Origin of the sequence: Flavobacterium sp. GSP6 (assembly GCF_003984855.1) — a bacterium.
Classification (GTDB): Bacteria; Bacteroidota; Bacteroidia; order Flavobacteriales; family Flavobacteriaceae; genus Flavobacterium.
Genome location: NZ_RYDO01000001.1, coordinates 427007 through 451222 on the forward strand (window position 1 = coordinate 427007; position 24216 = coordinate 451222).

General features: G+C 34.3%; 20 protein-coding genes. 10 read left to right on the top strand and 10 right to left on the bottom strand.

Going from position 1 to position 24216, the window contains the following annotated elements:
- The first annotated feature begins 323 nt into the window (after nt 1-323).
- The 4 genes from EKM03_RS01875 to EKM03_RS01890 all read left to right on the top strand — a co-directional run bounded on the left by EKM03_RS01875 (nt 324) and on the right by EKM03_RS01890 (nt 7728).
- Nucleotides 324-2738: a ribonucleoside-diphosphate reductase subunit alpha gene (locus EKM03_RS01875; RefSeq protein WP_126739784.1), complete on the top strand. Its 2415-nt coding sequence runs from the start codon at nt 324-326 to the stop codon at nt 2736-2738.
- A gap of 317 nt (nt 2739-3055) precedes the next feature.
- Nucleotides 3056-3532: an RDD family protein gene (locus EKM03_RS01880; protein ID WP_126739785.1), complete on the top strand. Its 477-nt coding sequence runs from the start codon at nt 3056-3058 to the stop codon at nt 3530-3532.
- A 104-nt stretch (nt 3533-3636) separates the two neighbouring features.
- Nucleotides 3637-4980 (top strand): dGTP triphosphohydrolase, encoded by a 1344-nt coding sequence (gene dgt, locus EKM03_RS01885; protein WP_126554080.1) that lies wholly within the window; start codon nt 3637-3639, stop codon nt 4978-4980.
- Between the two features lie 90 nt (nt 4981-5070).
- Nucleotides 5071-7728: a T9SS-dependent M36 family metallopeptidase gene (locus EKM03_RS01890; RefSeq protein ID WP_126739786.1), complete on the top strand. Its 2658-nt coding sequence runs from the start codon at nt 5071-5073 to the stop codon at nt 7726-7728.
- 43 nt (nt 7729-7771) lie between these two features.
- Here EKM03_RS01890 and EKM03_RS01895 read toward each other — a convergent pair whose 3' ends face one another.
- Genes EKM03_RS01895 through EKM03_RS01905 form a run of 3 tightly spaced genes read right to left on the bottom strand, consistent with a single transcriptional unit; the run spans nt 7772 to nt 11575 of the window.
- Nucleotides 7772-8806 carry a DUF3078 domain-containing protein gene (locus EKM03_RS01895; protein WP_126457575.1) on the bottom strand — a complete coding sequence of 345 codons (1035 nt, stop codon included), beginning with the start codon at nt 8804-8806 and terminating at the stop codon, nt 7772-7774.
- Nucleotides 8807-8845: 39 nt separating this feature from the next.
- Nucleotides 8846-10627: a 1-deoxy-D-xylulose-5-phosphate synthase gene (locus EKM03_RS01900; protein WP_126739787.1), complete on the bottom strand. Its 1782-nt coding sequence runs from the start codon at nt 10625-10627 to the stop codon at nt 8846-8848.
- Nucleotides 10628-10660: 33 nt separating this feature from the next.
- Nucleotides 10661-11575, bottom strand: coding sequence for an energy transducer TonB (locus EKM03_RS01905; protein WP_158616362.1), 915 nt, complete (start codon nt 11573-11575; stop codon nt 10661-10663).
- Between the two features lie 118 nt (nt 11576-11693).
- On the opposite strand from EKM03_RS01905, the gene EKM03_RS01910 reads away from it, so the two are divergent.
- Nucleotides 11694-12137 carry a nucleoside deaminase gene (locus EKM03_RS01910; protein ID WP_126455127.1) on the top strand — a complete coding sequence of 148 codons (444 nt, stop codon included), beginning with the start codon at nt 11694-11696 and terminating at the stop codon, nt 12135-12137.
- Between the two features lie 120 nt (nt 12138-12257).
- Here the strand turns inward: EKM03_RS01910 and EKM03_RS01915 are convergent, their stop codons facing one another.
- The 6 genes from EKM03_RS01915 to EKM03_RS01940 all read right to left on the bottom strand — a co-directional run bounded on the left by EKM03_RS01915 (nt 12258) and on the right by EKM03_RS01940 (nt 18912).
- On the bottom strand, nt 12258-12773 hold the full coding sequence (locus tag EKM03_RS01915; RefSeq protein ID WP_126739789.1) for a hypothetical protein: 516 nt from the start codon (nt 12771-12773) through the stop codon (nt 12258-12260).
- A 4-nt stretch (nt 12774-12777) separates the two neighbouring features.
- On the bottom strand, nt 12778-13314 hold the full coding sequence (locus EKM03_RS01920) for a hypothetical protein (protein WP_126739790.1): 537 nt from the start codon (nt 13312-13314) through the stop codon (nt 12778-12780).
- Between the two features lie 421 nt (nt 13315-13735).
- Nucleotides 13736-15046: a hypothetical protein gene (locus tag EKM03_RS01925; protein WP_126739791.1), complete on the bottom strand. Its 1311-nt coding sequence runs from the start codon at nt 15044-15046 to the stop codon at nt 13736-13738.
- A gap of 3 nt (nt 15047-15049) precedes the next feature.
- Nucleotides 15050-16411: a phospholipase D-like domain-containing protein gene (locus EKM03_RS01930; protein ID WP_126739792.1), complete on the bottom strand. Its 1362-nt coding sequence runs from the start codon at nt 16409-16411 to the stop codon at nt 15050-15052.
- 350 nt (nt 16412-16761) lie between these two features.
- Complete coding sequence (locus EKM03_RS01935; protein ID WP_126739793.1) at nt 16762-18306, bottom strand: ribonuclease E/G; 1545 nt, start codon at nt 18304-18306, stop codon at nt 16762-16764.
- Nucleotides 18307-18621: 315 nt separating this feature from the next.
- Complete coding sequence (locus tag EKM03_RS01940) at nt 18622-18912, bottom strand: HU family DNA-binding protein (protein WP_016989051.1); 291 nt, start codon at nt 18910-18912, stop codon at nt 18622-18624.
- A gap of 132 nt (nt 18913-19044) precedes the next feature.
- On the opposite strand from EKM03_RS01940, the gene mutY reads away from it, so the two are divergent.
- The 4 genes from mutY (at nt 19045) to gldD (ending at nt 22531) form a co-directional block, all read left to right on the top strand.
- Nucleotides 19045-20082: an A/G-specific adenine glycosylase gene (gene mutY / locus EKM03_RS01945; RefSeq protein WP_126739794.1), complete on the top strand. Its 1038-nt coding sequence runs from the start codon at nt 19045-19047 to the stop codon at nt 20080-20082.
- A 45-nt stretch (nt 20083-20127) separates the two neighbouring features.
- Nucleotides 20128-20568: a single-stranded DNA-binding protein gene (locus EKM03_RS01950; RefSeq protein ID WP_126457570.1), complete on the top strand. Its 441-nt coding sequence runs from the start codon at nt 20128-20130 to the stop codon at nt 20566-20568.
- Between the two features lie 23 nt (nt 20569-20591).
- Nucleotides 20592-21887: a gliding motility-associated protein GldE gene (locus EKM03_RS01955; protein ID WP_126739795.1), complete on the top strand. Its 1296-nt coding sequence runs from the start codon at nt 20592-20594 to the stop codon at nt 21885-21887.
- A gap of 80 nt (nt 21888-21967) precedes the next feature.
- Complete coding sequence (gene gldD, locus EKM03_RS01960; RefSeq protein WP_126455137.1) at nt 21968-22531, top strand: gliding motility lipoprotein GldD; 564 nt, start codon at nt 21968-21970, stop codon at nt 22529-22531.
- 193 nt (nt 22532-22724) lie between these two features.
- Here gldD and EKM03_RS01965 read toward each other — a convergent pair whose 3' ends face one another.
- A complete protein-coding gene (locus EKM03_RS01965) occupies nt 22725-23102 on the bottom strand; it encodes a heavy-metal-associated domain-containing protein (RefSeq protein ID WP_126553949.1) in 378 nt (125 codons plus the stop codon).
- 108 nt (nt 23103-23210) lie between these two features.
- Between EKM03_RS01965 and EKM03_RS01970 the strand changes: the two genes are divergently transcribed.
- Entirely contained in the window at nt 23211-24077 is an 867-nt protein-coding gene (locus tag EKM03_RS01970) for a DMT family transporter (RefSeq protein WP_126553947.1), read from the top strand.
- Nucleotides 24078-24216 lie beyond the last annotated feature (139 nt).

Consider the following 24216-nt stretch of genomic DNA (forward strand, 5'->3'; position numbering starts at 1 on the left):
CCATGAAGGAATTAAGATCGATTAAGTTTTGTCTTAATTTTTCTAAATATTTTAATGTTAAAGAAATATTTTGATTTTTTAAATCTTAAATGATTTACTGATTTCTTTTTGTTTCTAATACTGATTAGCCCAGATAGTAATGGAAATCCTTTCTAGTCCTGAACTTTTTTCAGGACTAGAAAGATTGAAATGGATAGCTGGATATGGCTCCAAAAAAAATTGAGCAAATGAAACAATAATTGAGATTGTTTCGTTCCTCGCAATGACTAACAAATAACGAAAAACAGCGAAGGGATTTTCTGTTTTAAAAAACAAACAAAAGTATGTACGTAGTAAAAAGAGATGGCCACAAAGAGCCGGTAATGTTCGACAAAATCACAGATAGAATTAAAAAACTATGTTATGGTTTGAATGATTTGGTTGATGCCGTGAAAGTCGCAATGCGAGTAATTGAAGGGCTTTATGATGGAGTTTCTACGTCAGAATTAGATAATTTAGCAGCCGAAACTGCCGCGTCGATGACTATTGCGCATCCTGATTACGCACAATTGGCAGCAAGAATTGCAATTTCGAATTTGCATTCCAATACTAAAAAATCATTTTCGGAAACAATGAACGATATGTTTCATTATGTAAACCCGAGAAATGGACAAGATGCACCTTTGTTATCTGAAGAAGTTCATCAGGTGATTATGAAAAATGCTGAATTTTTGGATTCACATGTGATATATAACAGAGATTTCAATTATGATTATTTTGGGTTTAAAACTTTAGAACGTTCTTATTTACTAAAAATAAACGGAAAAATAGTGGAGCGTCCGCAACATATGTTGATGCGTGTTTCGGTTGGGATCCATTTAGATGATTTAGATTCGGTGATTGAGACGTACGACTTAATGTCGAAAAAATTCTTTACGCATGCAACGCCTACATTATTCAATGCCGGAACTCCAAAACCTCAAATGTCTTCTTGTTTCCTTTTGGCGATGCAAGACGATAGTATTGACGGGATTTACGATACGTTAAAACAAACGGCTAAAATTTCGCAATCAGCTGGTGGTGTTGGGCTTTCTATTCACAATGTAAGAGCAACTGGTTCTTATATTCGTGGAACTAACGGAACCTCAAACGGAATTGTTCCAATGTTGCGTGTTTTTAATGATACGGCGCGTTATGTAGATCAAGGTGGTGGAAAACGCAAGGGAAGTTTTGCAATATACATCGAAACTTGGCATGCGGATATTTTTGAGTTCTTGGACTTAAAAAAGAATACCGGAAAAGAAGAAATGCGCGCCAGAGATTTATTCTTCGCCATGTGGACTTCGGATTTGTTCATGAAAAGAGTTCAAGAAGATAGTTATTGGACGTTGATGTGTCCTAATGAATGTCCGGGATTATATGATGTGTATGGCGAAGAATTTGAAGCCATGTACATTGATTACGAGAAACGTGGAAAAGGTAGAAAAACCATCAAAGCACATGAACTGTGGGAGAAAATTCTAGAATCGCAAATCGAAACTGGAACACCTTACATGTTGTATAAAGATGCAGTTAATAGAAAATCAAACCAGAAAAATCTGGGTACGATTCGTTCTTCGAATTTGTGTACCGAGATTATGGAATTTACATCCAAAGATGAAATTGCAGTCTGTAATCTAGCCTCTCTTTCCTTGCCGATGTTTGTTTCTAATGGAAAGTTTGACCATGAATTGATGTATACCGTTACAAAACGGGTAACTAGAAACTTAAATAAAGTAATCGATAGAAATTATTATCCGGTAATTGAAGGAGAAAATTCGAATAAACGCCACAGACCAATTGGACTTGGAGTGCAGGGATTAGCCGATGCTTTCATTATGTTGCGTATGCCGTTTACGAGCGACGAGGCTAAAAAACTGAATCAGGAAATTTTTGAAACATTATACTTTGCAGCGGTAACCGCATCGATGGAAATGGCCAAAGAAGAAGGGCCTTATTCCACTTTTGAAGGTTCGCCAATTTCTCAAGGAGAATTCCAATATAATTTGTGGGGAATGAAAGATGAGGAATTATCTGGTCGTTGGGACTGGGCTTCATTACGAAAAGAAGTGATGGAACACGGAGTGAGAAACTCGTTGTTAGTGGCACCAATGCCAACGGCATCGACTTCACAAATTTTGGGGAACAACGAAGCATTTGAACCATATACTTCTAATATTTACACCAGAAGAGTCCTTTCAGGGGAATTTATTGTGGTAAACAAACACTTGTTGCACGATTTAGTGGAGCGTGGTTTGTGGAACGAAACATTGAAACAAGAATTAATGCGAAATAACGGTTCGGTTCAAGACCTGAATATTCCGCAAGACTTGAAAGAATTGTACAAAACAGTGTGGGAAATGTCCATGAAAGACATTATCGATATGTCCCGTCAGCGTGGTTATTTTGTGGATCAATCCCAATCGTTGAACTTATTCATGCAAAACGCCAATTATTCTAAATTGACATCAATGCATTTCTATGCATGGCAATCCGGATTGAAAACGGGAATGTATTATTTAAGAACAAAAGCTGCGGTGGATGCAATTAAATTTACATTAAACAATGATAAAAAAGCAGAGCCAATCGAAATTAAAGAGCAATCAATCGCTGTTCCTGCAGTCGCTGAAGCAGTAGAAATGACTGCCGATGAATACAGAGCCATGCTCGAATTGTCTAAAAATGCAGGTCCGGATGAGTGTGAAATGTGTGGGTCGTAGGCCATTGCGAGAAACGAAGCAAACTCATTTTGAAACCATTTTGTTGACATCAACGAAATGGTTTTAAAACAAAAAAGCAGTTATTGTTATGATAACTGCTTTTTTTTTGGAGCTATCTACTTCGTCAGTTCGCTTCGCTCGTGTCCCGCTTTCCGTTGCAATCTTTTTATTCACCAAAAAAAGGCGAATAAAAAGGATTTTCACTCTAATCGGGGCTAAAACACCAAGATTTAACAGTAATATTTGTAAACAATTCACTATATTTGAGATAGTTATTAGCCTTGAAGACTTTTTTATAATAATCAAAACGATAAAAAATGGAAAATAAAAAATTTACTATTACAGATGATTTATTAGCTTCCAAAAGCCAGCGTCTCCTGAATTTCATTATCGATGTATTGATTGTTTATATTATCGGAATCACTATCGGCACCACCATAATTATAATTGGAGACTTGACTAATAGTTATGCAGTCTCAGATTGGGTCAAATCGTTGAGCCCAATCGAAAGCTTCTTTTTTGGACTCATTATCCTGTTTTTTTACTACGGACTTACTGAAATGTATTTCTCGAGAACCTTCGCTAAATATTTTACTAAAACACTAATTGTAAAACACGATGGTTCAAAACCAAATATGAAAAGTATAATTATACGAACACTTTCTAGATTAATTCCTTTTGAGCCTTTTTCTTTTTTAACGGGTTCGCGAGGATGGCATGATACATTATCGGTTACATATGTGGTGAAAAAGAATGATTTTATAGCCAAAAAGAAATTGTTTTCGGTGGATTAAGAAAGTAGATAAGATAAAATTAGCAGTCATTTTAGACTGTTTTTTTGTTTATAAACACAACCTTTTCTTTATATTAGCTCCTTGTAAAAACCAAAAATATAATGATGCACTGGGAACAACTTTTATCACTAAAACGACAAGGAGACAAAGGCAAACGATTGCGGATAGAACAAGACGACACCCGTTTGGGTTTTGAGGTGGATTATGACCGTATTATCTTCTCGGCTGCCTTTAGAAGTTTACAAGATAAAACGCAGGTTATTCCGTTATCAAAAACTGATTTTGTACACACCAGATTGACGCACAGTTTAGAAGTTTCTGTCGTGGGACGTTCTTTAGGGCGATTGGTGGGTAAAAAAATCATCGAGAAATATCCGCATCTGCAAGAAGTGCATGGCTATCACATGAATGATTTTGGGGCTATAGTTGCCGCTGCATCATTGGCTCATGATATTGGGAATCCGCCTTTTGGGCATTCCGGTGAGAAAGCAATTGGTGAATATTTTTCCATTGGGAAAGGACAACAATACAAGGACCAGCTTACGGCAAAAGAATGGCAGGATTTAATTGATTTCGAAGGAAATGCGAATGGATTTTCGGTATTGACGGCCAGTCGTCCCGGAATTGAAGGAGGACTTAGAATTTCGTTTGCAACTCTGGGTGCTTTTATGAAGTATCCAAAAGAAAGCTTGCCGAAGAAACCAACCGCAGCTATTGCCGACAAAAAATACGGTTTCTTTCAAACGGATAAAACTTTTTTTCAAGATGTGGCTTCTGATATGGGATTGATTCCAAATAAAACAGGGATCGATATTGGTTTTGAAAGACATCCTTTAGCGTATTTAGTCGAAGCGGCTGATGATATTTGTTATACCATTATTGATTTTGAAGACGGAATCAATTTAGGATTAGTTTCCGAAGATTTTGCCTTGGAATATTTAATAAAATTGGTGAAAGACAGCATTGATACTTCAAAATACAAGACTTTAGAAACCAAAGAAGATAGAATAAGTTATTTGCGCGCTTTGGCAATTGGAAGTTTAATCAATGATGCCGTAAAAGTATTTGTCGAAAATGAAGTGCTGATCCTGAACGGAAAATTCCCGTATGCCATAATGGATAAGAGCAAATACAAAGCGCAGATGGACGATATTATCAAAATAAGTGTGGATAATATTTACCAAAGTCGGGAAGTCATTGAGAAAGAAATTGTAGGCTACCAGATTATTCAAACCTTGTTAGATAAATTCATAACGGCTTTCAATAATAAATTCGATGGGAATGCATCAAATTACGACTCTTTAATTCTGAAAATGTTGCCTGAAAAGCATCATTTGGAAAAAGAAAATTTATACGGAAGATTACTTCATATTTGTCATTTTATCTCATTACTGACAGATGGAAATGCGTTGTTGTTTTATAAAACAATTACTGCTGTTAAAAATTAACAATTGTGTACTAATCATTAATTTGTTATTGTAGATTAAAAAAATTAGATTTGTTTTCAGCTTTTATGATTGATGAATTATTAGATTTTTATGAAAAAAATTATACTTTTTTTAGTTTTTTTAACGCATTTTTTTGCTTTAGGACAATCGAACACTTTAATTATTCAACGATATTTAAATACTCCTAATGCTAAAATTAATGTTTCGAAAAGCGATTTTAAGGATTGGGTAATACAAAGCGATGGTGGAGCGACCAGCTCCGGAATACAAAATTGTTATGTAGTGCAACGTTATAAAGGTATTGAAATCTTTAGGGCAGTTTCTAATTTTTCAATACAGAATAGTGAAGTTATTGATGTTCAAAAACGAATAGTGTATGGTGTTTCTAAAAAAGTAAATACAACCAAACCCTCATTATCAGCAGTAGATGCTTTGACTAAAGCGTATTCGCTCTTAGGCATGAAAGCCGATGAAATTTTCACTGTTATAGAAAATAAAGAAGCTCATAAATTTAAAATAAGCAATGGGTTAGGCATTCAGGAGCCAGTCACTGCTAATTTAGTTTTTCATCAAGCCAGTAATGGTAAATTAATTTTGGCGTGGGATTTTACCATTTATACACCAACTCAGGACCATATATGGAGCGTGAGAATTGATGCCACTGATGGGGGACTGTTAGAAAAAAATGATTTTGTTATTTCTTGCAGTTTTGATCATAGTAAAGCAATCAGTCATTCTCATGAGTCTTGGGCAAATTCATTTGACTCCAGTTACAAACAAATTTTTTCGGCCTCTCCAACGCAAACAACTAGCGGGTCCTACCGAGTGATACCATTCAATTTTGAAAGTCCCAACCACTCTGCTTTTCAACTTGTTTCGAACCCAGCGAACAGCCATGCATCTCCTTTTGGCTGGCATGATGTTGATGGTGTGGCGGGACATGAATTTACGATAACCAGAGGAAATAATGTATGGGCTAAAGAGGATTTTGTCAGCACTAATTCAACTTCGGGTTTTAGCCCTTCAGGTGGAGCATCACTACTTTTTGATTTTCCTTATGGTGGTACAAATGTACAGGCATCAACCTATATAGATGCGGCAATTACGAACCTTTTTTATATGAATAATGTCATGCATGATGTTTGGTATCAATATGGTTTTGATGAAGCAAATGGAAATTTCCAAGTGAATAACTACAATCGTGGCGGGAAAGATACGGATCATGTTAATGCTGATGCACAAGATGGATCATTAGTGGTACCAATGAGTTTAAATAATGCTAATTTTTCAACTCCGGTGGATGGGAGTAGCGGAAGGATGCAGATGTTTCTGTGGGATCGAGGTCCAGAAATTAAGCCAATAATAATTAATTCGCCTGCAAGTATTGCTGGAAGTTATGTAGCAAGGCAAAACTCCTTTAACCCAGGACGTGTTGATTTGCCTGTGGCTCCCAATTTCCTGCAATCTGATGTAGTGCTCTACTTAGATAGTACGGGTGGCACCTCCCAAGGGTGTGTAGCACCTTCTAATGCTGCGGCAATGAGTGGAAAAATCGTTGTGCTGAGAAGAGGGAGCTGTACGTTTGTAGTAAAAGTAAAAGCGGCGCAAAATGCTGGGGCTATTGCTGTAATTGTTGTTAATAATGCTGATGGAGATTTAATTATGTCGGGAGCTGATGAATCGATTACCATACCTGCGATAAGTGTTACTCAGTCCGTTGGGGAGAATATTATAACCCAGATGCAGACTCAAACCGTGAATATAAAGATTCAATTAGAGGCTTCTCCTTTCATAAATTCAGATGGTGATTTCGATAATGGGATTATTGCACACGAATATGGTCATGGGATTTCTACTCGTCTGGCCGGCGGGAGCAATAACTCCAGTTGTTTGAATAATGCGGATCAAATGGGAGAAGGTTGGTCTGATTGGTTTGCATTAATGATGCAAATTAAACCTGGAGATTCTGGTGGTGCCAAAAGAGGAATAGGGACTTTTGTTTCTTCACAAGCCACAGATGGCAGGGGAATACGAGATTTTCAGTATTCTACGGACAGGGCGATTAATCCAATGACATACGCCTCTACCAATAATTATCAGTTTATTGACACAGATAATGTATCAAAAACCTCCGTACACGGGGTAGGTTCCGTTTGGGCTACTATGCTGTGGGATTTAACGTGGGCTTATATCAATAAATATAGTTTTGATAATAATAAATATACAGGATCAGGAGGGAATAATAGAATCATGCGAATTGTATTAGATGGAATCAAATTACAAGTTTGCAGTCCTACTTTTGTAGATGCAAGAAATGCTATTATAGCTGCAGATCAGGCAATAACAGGCGGTAAGGATTTCTGTTTGATTTGGGAAGTTTTTGCTGCCAGAGGACTAGGAGTAAACGCATCTGCTGGAGACAATAATGTCGGGAATGATCAAGCTGAAGATTTTACAAGACCCGTATCAGGACCAAATTGCGCCTTAGCGGTAGACAACTTTGAGAGTGATGTGATGCGCGTATTTCCAAACCCATCCAAAGGGCCAATAACAATTAAAATTGATCAATACTCTGGTAGGGTAAATATCCAAGTAATAGATCTTAACGGACGAGTGCTTTATGATGTTAAAAACCAAGAATTCAGTAGAGCAAAATCAATTGATTTAAGTGCATTGGCAACCGGGATTTATATATTGGATATAAAAGGAGAAAATTTACATTATGTTGAAAAAATAATTAAAAATTAATAGCATAAATTTTAAAGCCCTGAAAAAATTTTTCAGGATTTTTTTAAAACAAATATTGTATTCCAACACCTATAGCTTGCCGTACTTGTACTTTTGGGCCTTCAGTGACTTGAATTCCCGCTATTTCTCTTTTTGATTTAATGTCATCATCATAAATAATATGTGCGCCAATATTCGCTTTTACGTATTGGTTTACAACTAATTCAAATTGGAGGTCGTAATCGATATCTATGTTGCCAAAATGATTCACATAATCAGAATATAAACTGAGGCGATTTTCTAAATGAATATTTTTAAAAATTTCTTTTTTCAGATGACCCGTAAATAAAAATCCGAGCTCTGTTCTGGATTTTTCGCCTTTTTCGATCAAATTTCCGTTCAGATCGTAAATGGCTTTAGTGACACCAAAAGCACCTTGATTCGCTAATCTTTGATCTAAAACCAAGGTTGTTTTAAATGTAAATGGGGAAATATAAAACGTTCTTTTTTTCTCTTTATTTATATTCTCAGCTCCTATTCCCATGAAGGCATAAGCGGGTGCAAAGGGCTTTGATATTGCAGTTTGAGTATTTGGATAAGAATAACCATTAGTGAACTGCGTATTGAAATTTAATTTTGCGGAATGGTACCAATTCGAAAGGGTGTCTTTTCGATAACCAAATGTTGAGTTTAATAAAAGGGCATCATCCGTTTTTCTTACTTCGATGCGGTCTTGTTTGTTTAAACCATATCGGATTAAAAGTTCATTGGTCCAATTGTAATTGCTTCGGTTGTACGTTCTCAGAAATTTTCCGTTGAACAACCCGGAAACGGAGCTTGTTCCTCCGGGACTCCAGTTGATAAAAGCGACTTCGGATATGTCAAATCCTAAACTATTTTTTTTTGTCCAATACGATAAAGGGACATGTGGTTTCTTAGTTCGTATATTGACTACTACGGTCAGCGGTTTCTTTACTTTTGTGAGTGTTGTTACAGGTTCAAGTGCAGTTTTCATAGTACTGACTGTTGCTTCTTGGGAAAAACTATTTATAGAAACTGAAAATAAAAAAAGTAAAAATGCAGTAGGGAGTAATTTCATTACGGGGGAGATTAAATTTAAACGTGCAAAATAATTATTTTAATAGCTTGAAAAAAGGATTTCAAGACTTTTAACGTCAATTTTGCAATATTGTTGTAATTCAGCCACTGTTCCCTGTTCAATAAATTCGTCAGGAATGCCTAATATTTTTATTTTTGAAGTGTAATTATTTTGGGAAGCAAATTGAAGTATAGCACTCCCAAAACCGCCATTTACAACGCCGTCTTCTAGCGTGATTATAGTTGAAAATTTAGTAAAAATGGTATGTAGTGCTTTTTCGTCTAATGGTTTGACAAATGAAAAATCATAATGGGCAATGGTTTCCTGATGGTCTGTCTTGGCTATAGCCAAAGTGACATTGTGACCAATAGTTCCATTTGATAATACTGCGATATGTGTTCCTTTTTTAATACAAATGCTTTCTCCAATTGCTATTTTTTTATACTTTCCCAGATGTTGATCTTGCCAATTCTGAATCACACCGCGACCTCTTGGATAACGGATAGCGATGGGCTGATTCAATCCCAGTTGTGCAGTATAGAGAATGTTTTGAAGCGCTATTTCGTTCATTGGGGAATAAATAATCATATTAGGAATACAGCGCAAATAAGCAAGATCAAAAACACCGTGATGCGTTGCGCCGTCTTCTCCCACTAATCCCGCTCTGTCCAAACAGAAAATTACCGGTAAGTTTTGCAGTGCTACGTCATGAATGACTTGGTCGTATGCTCTTTGCAAAAAAGTAGAATAAATATTGCAAAATACGATCATTCCTTGTGCCACCATTCCGGCCGCTAAGGTAACGGCATGTTGCTCGGCGATTCCTACATCAAAGGCGCGTTTTGGGAAAGCTTCCATCATGAATTTGAGGGAACTTCCCGAAGGCATTGCAGGTGTAATTCCTATTATTTTTTCGTTTTTTCGGGCCAAATCCAATACGGCCAAGCCAAAAACATCCTGGTATTTCGGCGGTAAATTCTCTTCTGATTTGATGTGAATTTCCCCAGTTGTAGCGTCAAATTTCCCCGGCGCATGGTATTTAACCTGATTTTCTTCGGCTTGTTGCAGTCCTTTACCTTTGGTGGTGATGATATGGAGAAATTTTGGTCCTTTTACTTTTTGCAAGCGTTTGAGTTCCTTGATAACCGCAAAAAGATTATGCCCGTCAATAGGACCCGAATAATCAAAATTCAATGATTTAATCATGTTGTTCTGCCTCGGATTTTTCCCTTCTTTTACGGCAGTAAGATACTTTTTTAACGCACCAACGCTCGGGTCAATGCCGATGGCGTTATCATTAAGAATCACCAGTAAATTAGCATCAGTAACTCCGGCGTGATTTAATCCTTCAAAAGCCATTCCTGATGCGATGGAGGCATCTCCAATCACTGCAATATGTTGTTTATCGTATTCGCCTTTCAAATTAGAAGCAATCGCCATTCCTAATGCTGCTGAAATGGAAGTCGAAGAATGTCCTACGCCAAAAGCATCATAGATACTTTCACTTCTTTTTGGGAAACCGGAAATACCGCCGAGTTGCCTGTTAGTATGAAAACTTTCTCTTCGGCCGGTGAGTATTTTATGTCCATAGGCCTGATGGCCTACATCCCAGACCAACAAATCATTTGGTGTGTCAAACACATAATGCAAAGCGATGGTGAGTTCAACAACACCCAAACTGGCCCCAAGATGGCCTTCTTTTGCGGCTACAATATCAATTATGAAATTGCGTAATTCTTGAGCGACCTGAGGAAGTTGGGTTTCATCAAGCAGGCGTAAATCGGTTGGATTGTTGATATTATAGAGAAGGCTATTTTTCATTATTTGCAAAAATACAAAATTACATTTTTAATGTTAGAACATGTCGTTTTCGTACTTGGTAATTCGTTTAATTTGTAAAGTGTCAATCTTCGTTATAATTTTGGTTCTAAAAAAAGACTTTTTAATGGTGTCTGGTATAATTGTAAGTGATAATTGAAATTCACAATTTCTTTTTTTACCATTCTCTTCTCCAGGATACCATTTTGGAGAAGATTTTAAAACTCTAGATAATTCCTCACTGCTTATAACTCCTATTCCTTTAATAATTTTCACATCGTTTAATCTTCCATCTTTTTCAATTACGAAAGAAGCTTGAATTTCTCCTACTTCTTTTACTTTTTTAGATAAGTGGTAATTATCTTTAACAAAAGAATAAAACTTAGACATACCACCTATATAATCTGGATAAACGCTAATTCCTAGGCCGCCATAGATAGTATTATCTTCGTAGATAACGCTTGTTTCATTTTTTGTTTTTTCTTCTTTTTTCGATGTTACTTCTCCACATTTAATAGTTTTAGGTTTTTTAAATTTTACTTGATTTACTTTTGATGTGGGTTGTAATTTATGATTCAACGAATCATTTGATTGTGGAGGTAATAACTTACCAACACCAATAGTTTTAATTTCGCTCGTATCTTTAACAATCTTTATTTTATCAATTTTTTGCTTTTTACCATTTTCATTTTTACAACTAAATAGTGTGGTTCCCATAGCGATAAACAATGCCAATAAGAACATTTTGTGATAATGTGTTTGTGTGAATAAAACACGACTCGGAATATGAATCGTTATCGTATCTAATTGTGATTTTCTAAATCTTCCGCAGATATTTTTGTTTTGATTTTGAATGAAAAAATGCTGTATTTCCTGAGGTAACATTGTTGTAAAATCGATGACCGACTTGGAGCAACTTAAGCAAAAACGACCGTTTTCGTTTGGAGTCATTTCATCCCAGTTTTCGCTACAAGGTTCGGGAATCGCTATTTTGTACTTTCTTTCCATTTTTAAATTTCAATATTTAAATGTACTGAAAAATAAATTGTAAAGCCCTATTTTTGTAGTTATGATAAATCCTTTCACTGACGAATATTTTATGAAAAAGGCTTTGCAGGAAGCCGAAATGGCTTTTGAAAAAGGCGAAATTCCGGTTGGTGCCATTATTGTCATTGATAATAAAGTTATTGCCAGAAGTCATAATTTAACCGAATTACTTCATGATGTTACGGCTCATGCGGAAATGCAATCCATAACTGCCGCAGCTAATTATCTTGGCGGAAAATATTTAATGGGTTGTACGCTGTACGTCACACTGGAACCTTGCCAGATGTGCGCCGGCGCTTTGTACTGGAGTCAGATTTCGAGAATTGTCTATGGAGCCACTGATGAAAATAGGGGTTTTGTTAAAATGGGAACACAATTGCATCCTAAAACAACTGTTGTGAAAGGTGTCTTGGCTAATGAAGCTTCGGAGTTGATGAAGCGGTTTTTTGTGGAGCGAAGGAAGTAAACTATCTTTTGATGCGCGACAGTTTAAATGTTTTATTGGTATAAAAAACCATATCATCAATAATAAAAAGTCATATTAGGAAATATATTTTTCACTAGTAATCATATTATTTTTATAATTTTAAAGTGTTAACTTAAAATGGTTGTGATTGTTTATTAGGTCTTGAAATATATTTTCCCAGCAATATTTAAAATCTTCGCCATTTGCAGCTTCTGAAAAAATCCCGAAATGAACCTCTTCAATTCCTAATAGTTTTAACTGATTAAATAAAGTATTGAAAAAAAATATTGTTCTTAATTCATTTTTCTGATACAACTGTAGTAGATGATAATAATCAAGATCAAAAGAAATACTGATTTCTATAAAATCATCATAAAATATTAATGAAACGTCATTCAATACTAACTCATATCTCATGTCGGGTAGAATACTTGATTTTTTCTCAATTAATTGTGCCTTATTAATTGTAAATGTATCATGAATTGTTTTTAGATAAGAGTTTTTATGGTTTTGCATTTCTACATTTAAAGTCAGACGATTAGCTAATTGACTTGCAAAATATTCAAAAACTGAAACATCTAAATTATGGGCACAAACTATTACAGGATGTTGAAAAGCATCTTCAAATGTATCCATTATACTATTCTATTAATTTCCAGTTTAACTCTTTTTCGATTTTAGTTCTTAAAGCGGTTTTTATTTGAATGGGAGTTCTTCTAATATATTCTTCAGCTAAAGCACTTTTATTACCGGTTAATGATTTTAAATACTCAAGAGGATCTTTTGATTCTAATTTCTCGGGTAGGTCAGTCCAAATAACAGCGTCAAAATCCGTTTGCTCTATCCATTTTTCAATATTGGATTTAATATTTAAATTCGTTGAAAAGAAAGCGTTATTATTTTTATCGTAATAACCAATACTTTTTTTGCCGGAACCTTCTCTAACGGCCAAATTAAAAATCGCTTCATGTAAGTCATGATAATTTGATAAAGCATATAAGGTTGTTATTTCTGTTCCTTTTTCTGTTATCACGAGTGTTAATCTGCCATCATTAGATATTCTTGCAAATTCTATAGGTAAAATTGGTCCATCTGGTTTCCATCCAAACTCTTTATTGAAGGCTAAATCTTTGGGTTGCCAAATTAAAGAACCCCAACCAAGGATTGCTATTTTCATATTTATTTAAAAATTAAAACTATAAAAGGTATTGATGAGAATACAAATCCAATAAATAAAAAAGTTTTTTGCATTTTATAATAATCCCAAGACCTTGTGCCTAGTTCACGAGTTAAATTTCTAACTTCTTCAGTGTTTTTGCCTTGATTAATTAGTGTTGCAGTTTTTTTGTAATCTTTTAACTTGTTGTCAGTGAGTCTGACATAAAAGAAAAGCGATACTAAATGAAATAGAATACTAATGATGAATAATAATTTCAAGCATATGGTTGTTTTTAAAGAATTGGTTATCAAAGTGTTCAGTGTATATGCCACGATACTGGCACTAAATGTGAAATAGACATTACTGCTAATAGTAAGTTGGTTTCTCTGAACTTCTCTCCAATAATTATAGTTATAAAAATTCTTTTTCGTCTTGTTTTTCATTTTTTAAATATAAAATTTCTGTTAATCAATTCCAAAATAAAATTTTCATCGATATATTCTTTTACGGTGTTCCATATTATAGGAGAATCAATATTTAAGTTGCTTAAATTTTCATTAATAAACGTGACAGACCATGGTAACCCTGGATTGGACTCTAATTTTTTCCAATCCCAATTGTTGTAATATTTTTTAATAAAACATATCGACCAAGGCAGATTTTTATTTTCACTTAAAGATTGCCAATTCCATTTGTTGATATAATTTTCAAAAAACGAAATAGACCAAGGTAAATTTTCATTAAGACTTAATTCTTCCCAATCCCATTTATCATAAAAATAATCGATTAACTCTATTGACCATGGAATTCCTATATTTTTACTAATATTGTGCCATTTTAGTTTATTACTATATTGATTCATCAGTTTAATATCCCAAGGGAATGACTTGTTTTTTGAGATACAATTCCAATCAATCAGATCTTTAAATTCGTCAACTAATTCTCTCGACCAAGGTATATTATTCACATGGCAGACTCCAACGCAATTCCATTTGAAATTTGATTTAAACTTTTTTAAAAAGTCAAGACTCCAAGGTAGGCTTTCATTAGAACTTAAACTTTCCCAATCCCATTCAGAATAAAAATATTCTAAAATATCAATACTCCAAGGCAAATTAGGATTATGACTTAATAACGACCAATCCCATAATTTTTTGTATTCGTTAATTAATTCTATTGACCAAGGCAAAGATTGGTTATTGCTCAATGATTTCCAATTCCATTCATTTTTATGTTGTTCTAATAATGATTGTGTCCATGGTATTGATTTGTTGTGGCTTAATAGCAACCAATCCCATTTGCTTTTGTACTTTGTAATAAGTTGACTTGTCCAAGGTATATTAGAATTGAGACTCAACCCTATCCAATCCCAATCATCCCATTTTATTTCATATTTTTCAATTAATTTTGGTGTCCAGGGTAACGATACGTTTTTACTTAATTCAATCCAATCAATAATATCCCATCTGTGTTCATATTTTTCGATTAACTCTTCAGACCATTTTAAGTTCTTATTTGAACTAATAAGCCCCCAATTTAGATAATCTTGATGTTTGTAAATTATTGTCTCATTAAGTTGATAATATTTCGAAATCAAATCAATAAACAATTTTGGATTATTTTCAAAAATCTCTTTAACTAATTGTCTGTTATTTTCCGCAATCAATTTATTAGTTATAGCAATACTGGTATTTACTTTCTTTACTAAATTATTTTGAGCAAACGGTATGAGTTTGTTATTGTCTTCCATAATTTAATTTGCTAGTTCCAGCGATAGGTTTTGTAATTCCTCCTCTAGTTGGGTTTTGGTTTCTTTAAAATAGATGTCCCAATCGATAATGTTGGTTATTGTGGTAAATGTTTCGCTTTCTTTTAAAGTAATTATATCTTTTTCAAGTTGTTTCAGCTTTTCTTTTAGTTTTTCTAAAACTGTCATTAGCTTTTCTTTTTCGGTTACAGTATCCGCTTGTGATAAAAAAGAATTACCCGATTCTAAATCTTTCAGTATTTGATTTACTTTCTCTATATTGTGTTCGTCGTAGGCTTTTTTAAGTTCTATGAAAATTCTTTCGGCCTCGTCTTTTTGTTCTTCATTTACTTTATCAGGATGACAAAGTGTAGTTGCTTTTCTGAATTTTTTTTTGAGTTCTAGTTTTTCTTCTTCATTCAGTTCAAATTGTCGCTTTTCTTTTTCATTCTCAAATTGCTCGCTATAATTATTATAATCCTCTTCAACCTCGGCTTCTTTTTCGCGATTCTTATATTTTATTTTGCGCAGTTTTAAAACTTCCAAAATTAATATTCCTAATTCCAAAGTATGACGGTGCTGGAAATCAGATAATATTTTCTCCAACTCTATTTTTTCATTATCAAAAGCATTGACTTGGTTTTCGAGTAGTTTAATTTCTAGTCTGATTCCAGCCATTTCAGGGTCGTTCCACAAAGCTAGTTGTTGGTAAGCTGTTATGAATTTTTGAATGATTTTCATTGCAGTTCCAAATTCCCTATTGTTTACTGCATTTATCAATAATTTTACGTCTTCATTAAACTCATATTCAGTAAGTTTTTGGGTTTCGGTTTTAACATCATCAATATCTTCCAGGATAATGAAGTTCTTAATGATTTCAAGTCGTTTAATGATTTTATCCAAAGGAAAGTCGCTTTCAGCTTTTACTTCATCAGGATAATATTTCAGTTTAATTTGAATAAACTCAGTTACAAATTGTTCTGCTAGAGATGTGTCATTAGTGTTGACGACAATGTTTTCAAAATTATTTTCGGCTTTGTAACTCCAATTATAGGAGCCGGTAATAACCGTATTGTAATCAATTACACAGAATTTATTATGCATTAATTCGGTATTACCATTCCCGATTTTATAAACTTTACCTTTTAATTTTTCTAATAGCTCAAAATCAATAGCTGAGTTTTTATTGATTTCATCATTTGAAAGGATAATTTGAATATGGCATCCGTTTTTAGCTTTTACAAGAAGTTGCTCGAAAATAATTTTGTTGGTAAACCAAGCCACTGCTATATAAATAGATTTATTTGCTTTTTGGATTTCTTCAATAATTCTATTGGCAATATTTTCAAAAATGGCTTCTGTATGCATGTTTAAAAAGGGTTTTGTAAAAGTATCTTAATCGTAAATGTATAAAAGATAATTCATATTATTTAAGAGTTTTTGTTATTAGGAGTTTTAATTTCTAAATGGAGATTATTTAAAAATTATGCTTTTGGTCGCGAAAGTTTAATGCTTTATCTAATGTTTCAATTTGAGATATAGCCCTAGCCCAGATAGCAGTGGAAATCCTTTTCTTTTTTTCTTTAAAAAAGAAAAGATTGTAACGTATAGCTGGATTAGCTCCTGATTGCTTCGTGCCTCGCAATGACCGCTTGCTTCGAAAAATCTCGCAATGACGCACAAAAAAACCGCCAATCTTGCGAAAGGCGGTTTGTAATTTAATCTATGACAGCATTTTCTTTTTTGTCGTAGAAATGATATTCTAAATACGTGTAAGCATCACGAGGTATAATTTTCACCCATTTTTTATGTTCAAGAAACCATTTTGAACGTAATGATGGAAAACCTTTGGTAAGGTATGCGGCCACAAATGGATGTACGTTAAGCACAACATCTTTGTGATTTTTTAATACTCTTTCCAGATCAAAAGCGATTTTATCAATGATTTGAATTGGCGCTTCAATTTCGCCACTTTCATTGTTTGGATCTTCTTCTCTAGTTTTAATATTTACTTCTGGTCTTACTCTTTGTCGTGTAATTTGGACTAATCCAAATTTGCTAGGGGGTAAGATCTTATGTTTTGCTTTATCATCGCTCATTTCTTCTTTCAAGAAATCGAACAGCACTTTGCGATTTTCAGGATTTGACATATCGATAAAATCGATTACGATTATTCCGCCCATATCACGAAGACGCAATTGTCTTGCAATTTCGGCTGCTGCTATCATGTTGACTTCCATGGCTGTATCTTCCTGGTTGGTAGCTTTATTAGAACGGTTTCCGCTGTTTACGTCTATAACGTGCAAGGCTTCAGTATGTTCGATAATAAGATACGCCCCTTTACTCATGGATACTGTTTTTCCAAAAGAAGTTTTGATTTGTCTCTCTATGTTGTATTTCTCAAAAATAGGTGTGTCATTTGATTGATAAAACTTCACTATTGATTGTTTCGAAGGGGCAATTTCTTGCAAATAATCCTTCGTTTGGTTGTACAACTCTTCATCATCAATTTGAATACCACTAAAGGTATCATTAAATACATCTCTTAATATCGAAGAGGCTCTATTGAGTTCTCCTAATACTTTGGAAGGATGATGAGCAGTTGGTAATTTTTTACACATTGCAGTCCATCTGCTGAGCAGGTTCTGCAAATCTTTTTCTAATTCGGCTGTATTTTTGCCTTCGGCTACTGTGCGAACAATAACACCAAATCCTTTTGGTTTGATGGATTGTACTAATCGTTTCAAGCGTTCTTTTTCTTTTTTGTCTTCTATTTTTTGAGAAATAGAAACACGATCAGAAAACGGAACCAAAACTATAAATCTTCCGGCAAGAGAAAGCTCAGCGCTAATCCTTGGTCCTTTTGTAGATATAGGTTCTTTGACAACTTGTACTAAAACAGATTGATTGGCACTCAAAACATCAGTAATGGTACCATCTTTGTCTATTTCTTTTTCAAACTGAAAGTTTTTTAGGGAGAAATCTTTTAATTTACCTGCGCTTACAAGTTTTATGAATTTCAGTTGGGAAGCTAAATTGGGTCCTAAATCATGATAATGTAAAAAGGCATCTTTTTCAAAGCCAACATTTACAAAAGCAGCATTTAGTCCGGCAACGGGTTTCCTGATTTTGGCAATAAAAATATCGCCAACTTGGAAGTTGCTTTTTTCTTCTTCTTTGTGTAATTCAATTAGTTTTCCATCTTTTAATAAGGCAAAATCTACGGCTTCAGAACTAGATCGGATGATTAATTCTTTATTCACGCTGTACATTTTTATCTATTCGCTGTGGCGAACAAATGGATTAAACAATATTTTTAACAGGTATTGAACCCGGGGAAAATTAGCTGGCAGTTTGCAGTGTTAAGTTCGCAGTTGACTGACTACTAAAAACTGAATACTGATTACTAACTTTCAATTTCAATGAACATTTAAAAAGAAAAAAGTAGTTTAAAACTACTTTTTCTTTTTGTGACGATTAGCTCTCGCTCTTTTTTTACGTTTGTGAGTTGCTACCTTATGTCTCTTTCTTTTTTTACCACTTGGCATATCTTATGATTTTATGATTAATTAATATTATTATTTTGCTTCGTTATTTATTTTCACCCCTTCAACAAAAACTTTTGCAGGTTTGAATGCAGGAATGTTGTGTGCAGGAATTTTTATTGTAGTATTTTTAGAAATGTTTCTTCCAGTTTTCTCTGCTCTGGTTTTCACTATAAAGCTTCCAAAACCTCTTAAATAAACATTGTCTCCAGTTTCTAATGAATTTTTTACTTCATTCATAAAAGTCTCTACAGTTGCCTGTACATCTCCCTTTTCAAGACCTAATTTTTCTGAAATTTTTGCTACGATATCTGCTTTCGTCATTTTCTTTCCTATTTATAATGTTGTACTATTTTTTTGAGTTTGCAAATATAGGAATTTAAAAAACAATTATTCAAGCTAATTCATTAAATTTTAATCACATAAACTTTTACTTTTGCAGTCTAATATTTAAAAATGAATTTTTCTAACCTGCTGATAAAATGGTATTTACAAAATAAACGGGATTTGCCATGGCGAAACACTACGGATCCGTATCCTATTTGGCTCTCCGAAATCATGTTGCAGCAGACACGCGTTGCCCAAGGAATGCCTTATTTTATGTCTTTTACTGCCGCTTTTCCTACTGTTTTTGATTTAGCTAAAGCCAATGAAGAGCATGTTTTGAAACTTTGGCAGGGATTAGGATATTATTCCAGAGCGCGAAATTTGCATAAAACGGCGCAATATGTGGCCTCAGATTTAGGGGGAAGTTTTCCGGATAACTATGCGGATTTACTAAAATTAAAAGGCATTGGGGAATATACCGCTGCGGCCATCGCTTCTTTTTCTTATAACGAAGCCGTTCCGGTTGTTGATGGAAATGTATTCCGAGTTTTATCGCGTTATTTCGATATAGATACAGATATTGCTCAGGCTTCTGCCAAAAAAGAATTCGCTGCTTTGGCATTCGAACTGATGCCAAAAGATAACCCGGCAACCTTCAATCAAGCCATTATGGAATTTGGGGCTTTGCAATGTGTTCCTAAAAGTCCAAATTGCGGTATTTGTGTTTTTAACGAAAGTTGCGCTGCTTTGCAAAAAAACAAAGTTAATCAGTTGCCTGTTAAGACTAAAAAACTAAAAGTGAGAAGCCGTTACTTTAATTATCTGGTTGTTGCAGATGAAAATGACAACACCATAATTCAAAAACGAACAGACAAAGGAATTTGGCACAATCTCTATGAATTCCCTTTGATAGAAACCGAAAAAGAGGTAGATTTTGATTGTGTTAGCGAAGCTATTCAAGCGGATTATTTTAAAGATAATACTGTCGTAAGTATGTTAGAATACAACGAAAAAAGCATCCTTCATAAATTGTCACACCAGCATTTACATATTAAGTTTTGGAAAGTGAAAATTGAAGGAACAATTGAAAACGGAATTGACGTTGAAACTTTGAGAACTTTTCCGTTCCCAATTGTGATTCATAATTTTATTGAAAAGGATTTATAGAGTTTCTAAAAAAATGTACCTTTGATATAAATACCATATTCTAAAATGAACGGAACATTAAATAAGGTTATGCTAATTGGTTTTCTTGGCGACGACATCAAAATGCATTATTTTGATGGAGGCAATTGTATTGGAAGATTTCAGTTGGCCACAAACGAAGTGTATATCAACAAAACCACCAATGAAAAAATCACTTCTACGGAGTGGCACAATTTAGTTGTTCGCAACAAAGCAGCGGAACTTTGTGAAAAATACCTTTCTAAAGGCGATAAAATTTACGTGGAAGGACGCATTAAATCCCGTCAATGGCAGTCAGAGGATGGGAGTACTAAACACACCACTGAAATTCAGGTAACCGAATTTACTTTTCTGTCAACTAAGAAAGATACTGAAAGTAATAAACAAATTCCTGTATCTGATGTCCCGAAAAACACTAATTTTGACACCGAAAAGAATGTCTTGCCTATAAACGACTTGCCATTTTGAGTGTTTAACTAATCCTTACCAATTTGGACTCAGAGCCCAGTTTGCTTTTTGCTTACGCAATAGATACTAATTTAGCATTTGGTTTTACAGTAATAATCATATTGCTGTTTTGTTCCGCATTAATTTCAGGTGCCGAAGTAGCCTTGTTTTCGTTGTCACAAAAAGAGATTGATGAAATCATTCAAGAGAATGATTCTAAAGGAAAAATCATTGCCGCGCTTTTAGAAAAACCCAAAAAACTGCTGGCCACACTTCTGGTTGCTAATAATTTTGTCAACATAGCGATAGTAATATTTTTTTCATATGCTGGCAAAAGCATGTTTGCAGCGATAACCCAACCGGTATTGAAATTCATCTTGGAAGTATTGGTAGTCACTTTTTTGATTTTGCTCTTTGGAGAAGTCTTGCCTAAAGTATATGCCAGTCGAAATAATACCAAGTTTGCCAAACTTATTGCTTACCCTATTTTCTTTTTAGATAAGCTTTTGACGCCTATTAGTTTACCAATGCGTGCAGCAACGATTTATTTGCATAACAAATTAGGAAAACAAAAAACAAATTTTTCTGTTGATCAATTATCACAGGCTTTAGAGCTTACGGCTTCGGATGAAACCTCTTCCGAAGAGCAAAAAATATTAGAAGGAATTGTGAGTTTTGGAAATACGGATACCAGACAAGTAATGAGTCCGCGAATCGATATTTTTGCTTTAGAAATAGAAGAATCTTTTGCTGCTATTTGTCCCAAAATTATAGAAAAAGGATATTCCAGAATTCCGGTATATCGAGACAATATAGACCAGATAGAAGGCGTTTTGTTTGTCAAAGACTTGCTTCCGCATATTAATACAAATGAATTTGACTGGAAAGCATTGCTGCGAGAACCTTTTTTTGTCCCTGAAAACAAAAAGCTGGATAATTTGCTGAAAGATTTTCAGAACAAGAAAAGTCATTTAGCGATCGTGGTAGATGAATATGGAGGAACCTCAGGGTTAGTTTCTCTTGAGGATGTTATTGAAGAAATTGTTGGGGATATCAGCGATGAATTTGATGATGAGCAGATTAGTTTTTCTCAAATTGATGAAAAAAATTACCTTTTTGAAGGAAAAATAAACCTGAGAGATTTTTATCGGATTATTGATGTTGATGAAGAATTATTCGAAATTAAAAAAGGAGAAGCCGAAACATTAGCCGGATTTATTCTGGAAATTTTAGGCAATTTCCCTAAAAAAGATCAAAAAATTGCATTCGAAAACTGTCTGTTTACTATAGAAGCAGTGGATAAAAAACGAGTTAAACAGATAAAAGTAACGATTGAATAATCCTTCCATGGTCCTCTGCGAAGGAAAGAGAGCCATTGGAATGCGTTTTCTTAAAATTTGTAAGATTAAAAAAAATAGAAATGTTTAAAAAAACAATCCCTTTTCTGGTAATAGCACTAACGTCATTGTTGAGTTTTAGTTGCAAAGACGCCGTGATCCCAAAACCATCCGCTTATTTGCGGTTGGATTATCCGCAAGCCAGTTATATGAATTTTGAAAACGAATGTCCTTTTGCTTTTGAAATGAATTCAGAGGCCGTTATCCAGAAAGAGCCCAATTGTGGTTTCACGATTACCTATCCAAAAATGAAAGCGACTATTTATCTCACCTATAAACCAGTCACTAAAAACATTAATGAACTGTTGCGGGATGCACAAAAATTGACTTATGAACACGTGATAAAAGCAGATGATATTCTGGAACAACCGTATTTGAATCCCGATAAGAAAGTGTACGGTATGTTTTATCAGGTAGAAGGAAATGCAGCAACGAATTCCCAGTTTTATGCTACGGACAGTACTAGTCATTTTTTGACGGGATCCGTTTATTTTTATGCGAAACCCAATTATGACTCGATTATGCCAGCGGCAAGTTATATCAAAAATGATATGCAGCGGCTAATGGAAACCTTGAAGTGGAAATAACAACAATAGCCATTTACCGGAATAGTACAAAATAAGCAATACTCTTTTTAGAATAAATAAGGCTTTTAAGTTTAAATTAGCCTGTTAACACTAACTGTACGCTTTTTTTAATGACCTTCAACATCCTTGTGTGGTTCAAAAAAAAACATCCCCGTAAAGAGAATGTTTTGTTGCGATAAAGGTAAAGTTCTATTTAGGACTTCATTTTAGAAACCTTGTATGTTTTGCCATCAGCAGCGGCTTCAACCACTGTTGTCAATTTTTCTGGTGTTTGAACTGTTTTGTCAAAAGTTACAGTGGCCATTTTAGTATCAAAATCTACTGTTGCTTTTTGAACACCATCCTGTGCGGTTAGATCTTCTTGAATCGTTTTGGCGCAGCCTACTGCGCACGTCATTCCTTCTACAGAGAAACTCGCTGTTTGAAGATTAGCAGCTGCAATTTCCTTTTTAACTTTTGGAGCAGTTGTTTCAGCCGTTTCTTTTGAAGCTATGTCTGTTTCTTTTTCTTTGCAACCTACAAATAAAAGACATGTAAGTACCAGTGTTGCGATTGATTTTTTGAAATTCATTATAATGTATATTTTGAAGATTAACTACTTTTTTATGAATTACAAAATTAATTAAAAAAAGAAGGACTAATTCATAAAATAATTACAATTTTGGGCAAAATTATTTTTATGGAATCGAAGCAGTTAAAATGGGTGTATTTGTTGGTTCTTGCCTTGGTTTGGGGAAGTTCCTTTATACTGATAAAAAAAGGATTAATAGGTTTGACAGCGTTACAATTGGGATCGTTGCGAATTATTTTTGCAGCTGTTTTTTTAATATTAATAGGGTTCAAAAGTTTGTCTAAAATCCCAGTATTTAAATGGAAATACATTGCTTTAACATCTTTATTCGGGACATTTATACCCGCTTACTTGTTTGCAATTGCACAGACTGAAATTGATAGTTCCGTGAGTTCTATTTTGAATTCCCTGACCCCTTTGAATACGCTGATTCTTGGCGCTTTGGTTTTTGGACTGCAGTTCAAAAGAAATCAAATTTTTGGAATTCTAATTGGTTTATTAGGAAGCGCCTTGTTGATTTTGAACGGCGCCATGCATCATCCGGAACAAAATTATTATTATGCTATTTTGGTTTTAATAGCTTCGATATGTTACGCAGTCAATGTCAATTTAATCAAAAAATATTTGCATGATTTGAGTCCGCTGAGTATTACTACCGGGAATTTTATGGTATTGTTTTTTCCGGCATTCATTATCTTGTTTTTCTCCGGTTTTTTTGAAGTGGTACATGATGTGAAAGTGCAGGAATCAATTTTGTTTATAATGGTTTTAGGTGTGGTAGGAACTGGAATTGCGAATATTCTGTTCTTTAAATTGATCCAGATGTCATCGCCGGTTTTCGCTACTTCGGTAACGTATTTGATTCCCGTAGTTGCTTTTTGCTGGGGATTATTGGATAATGAAATGCTAACGCCAGTTCAGTTTTTTGGTGCGTTTATTATTTTAATCGGCGTGTATTTGTCGGCTAAGAAGTAGTAGCTGTTCTTGATCAGTTTGTGTTTAGGATCTTATTAAAAATAATAAAGGCTGTCTAAAAATAGACTGCACCCAAAAGTTTAGACAAATTTATAATTAATTTTGATAATAATGAGCCCGATATTGTGTCGGGCTCATT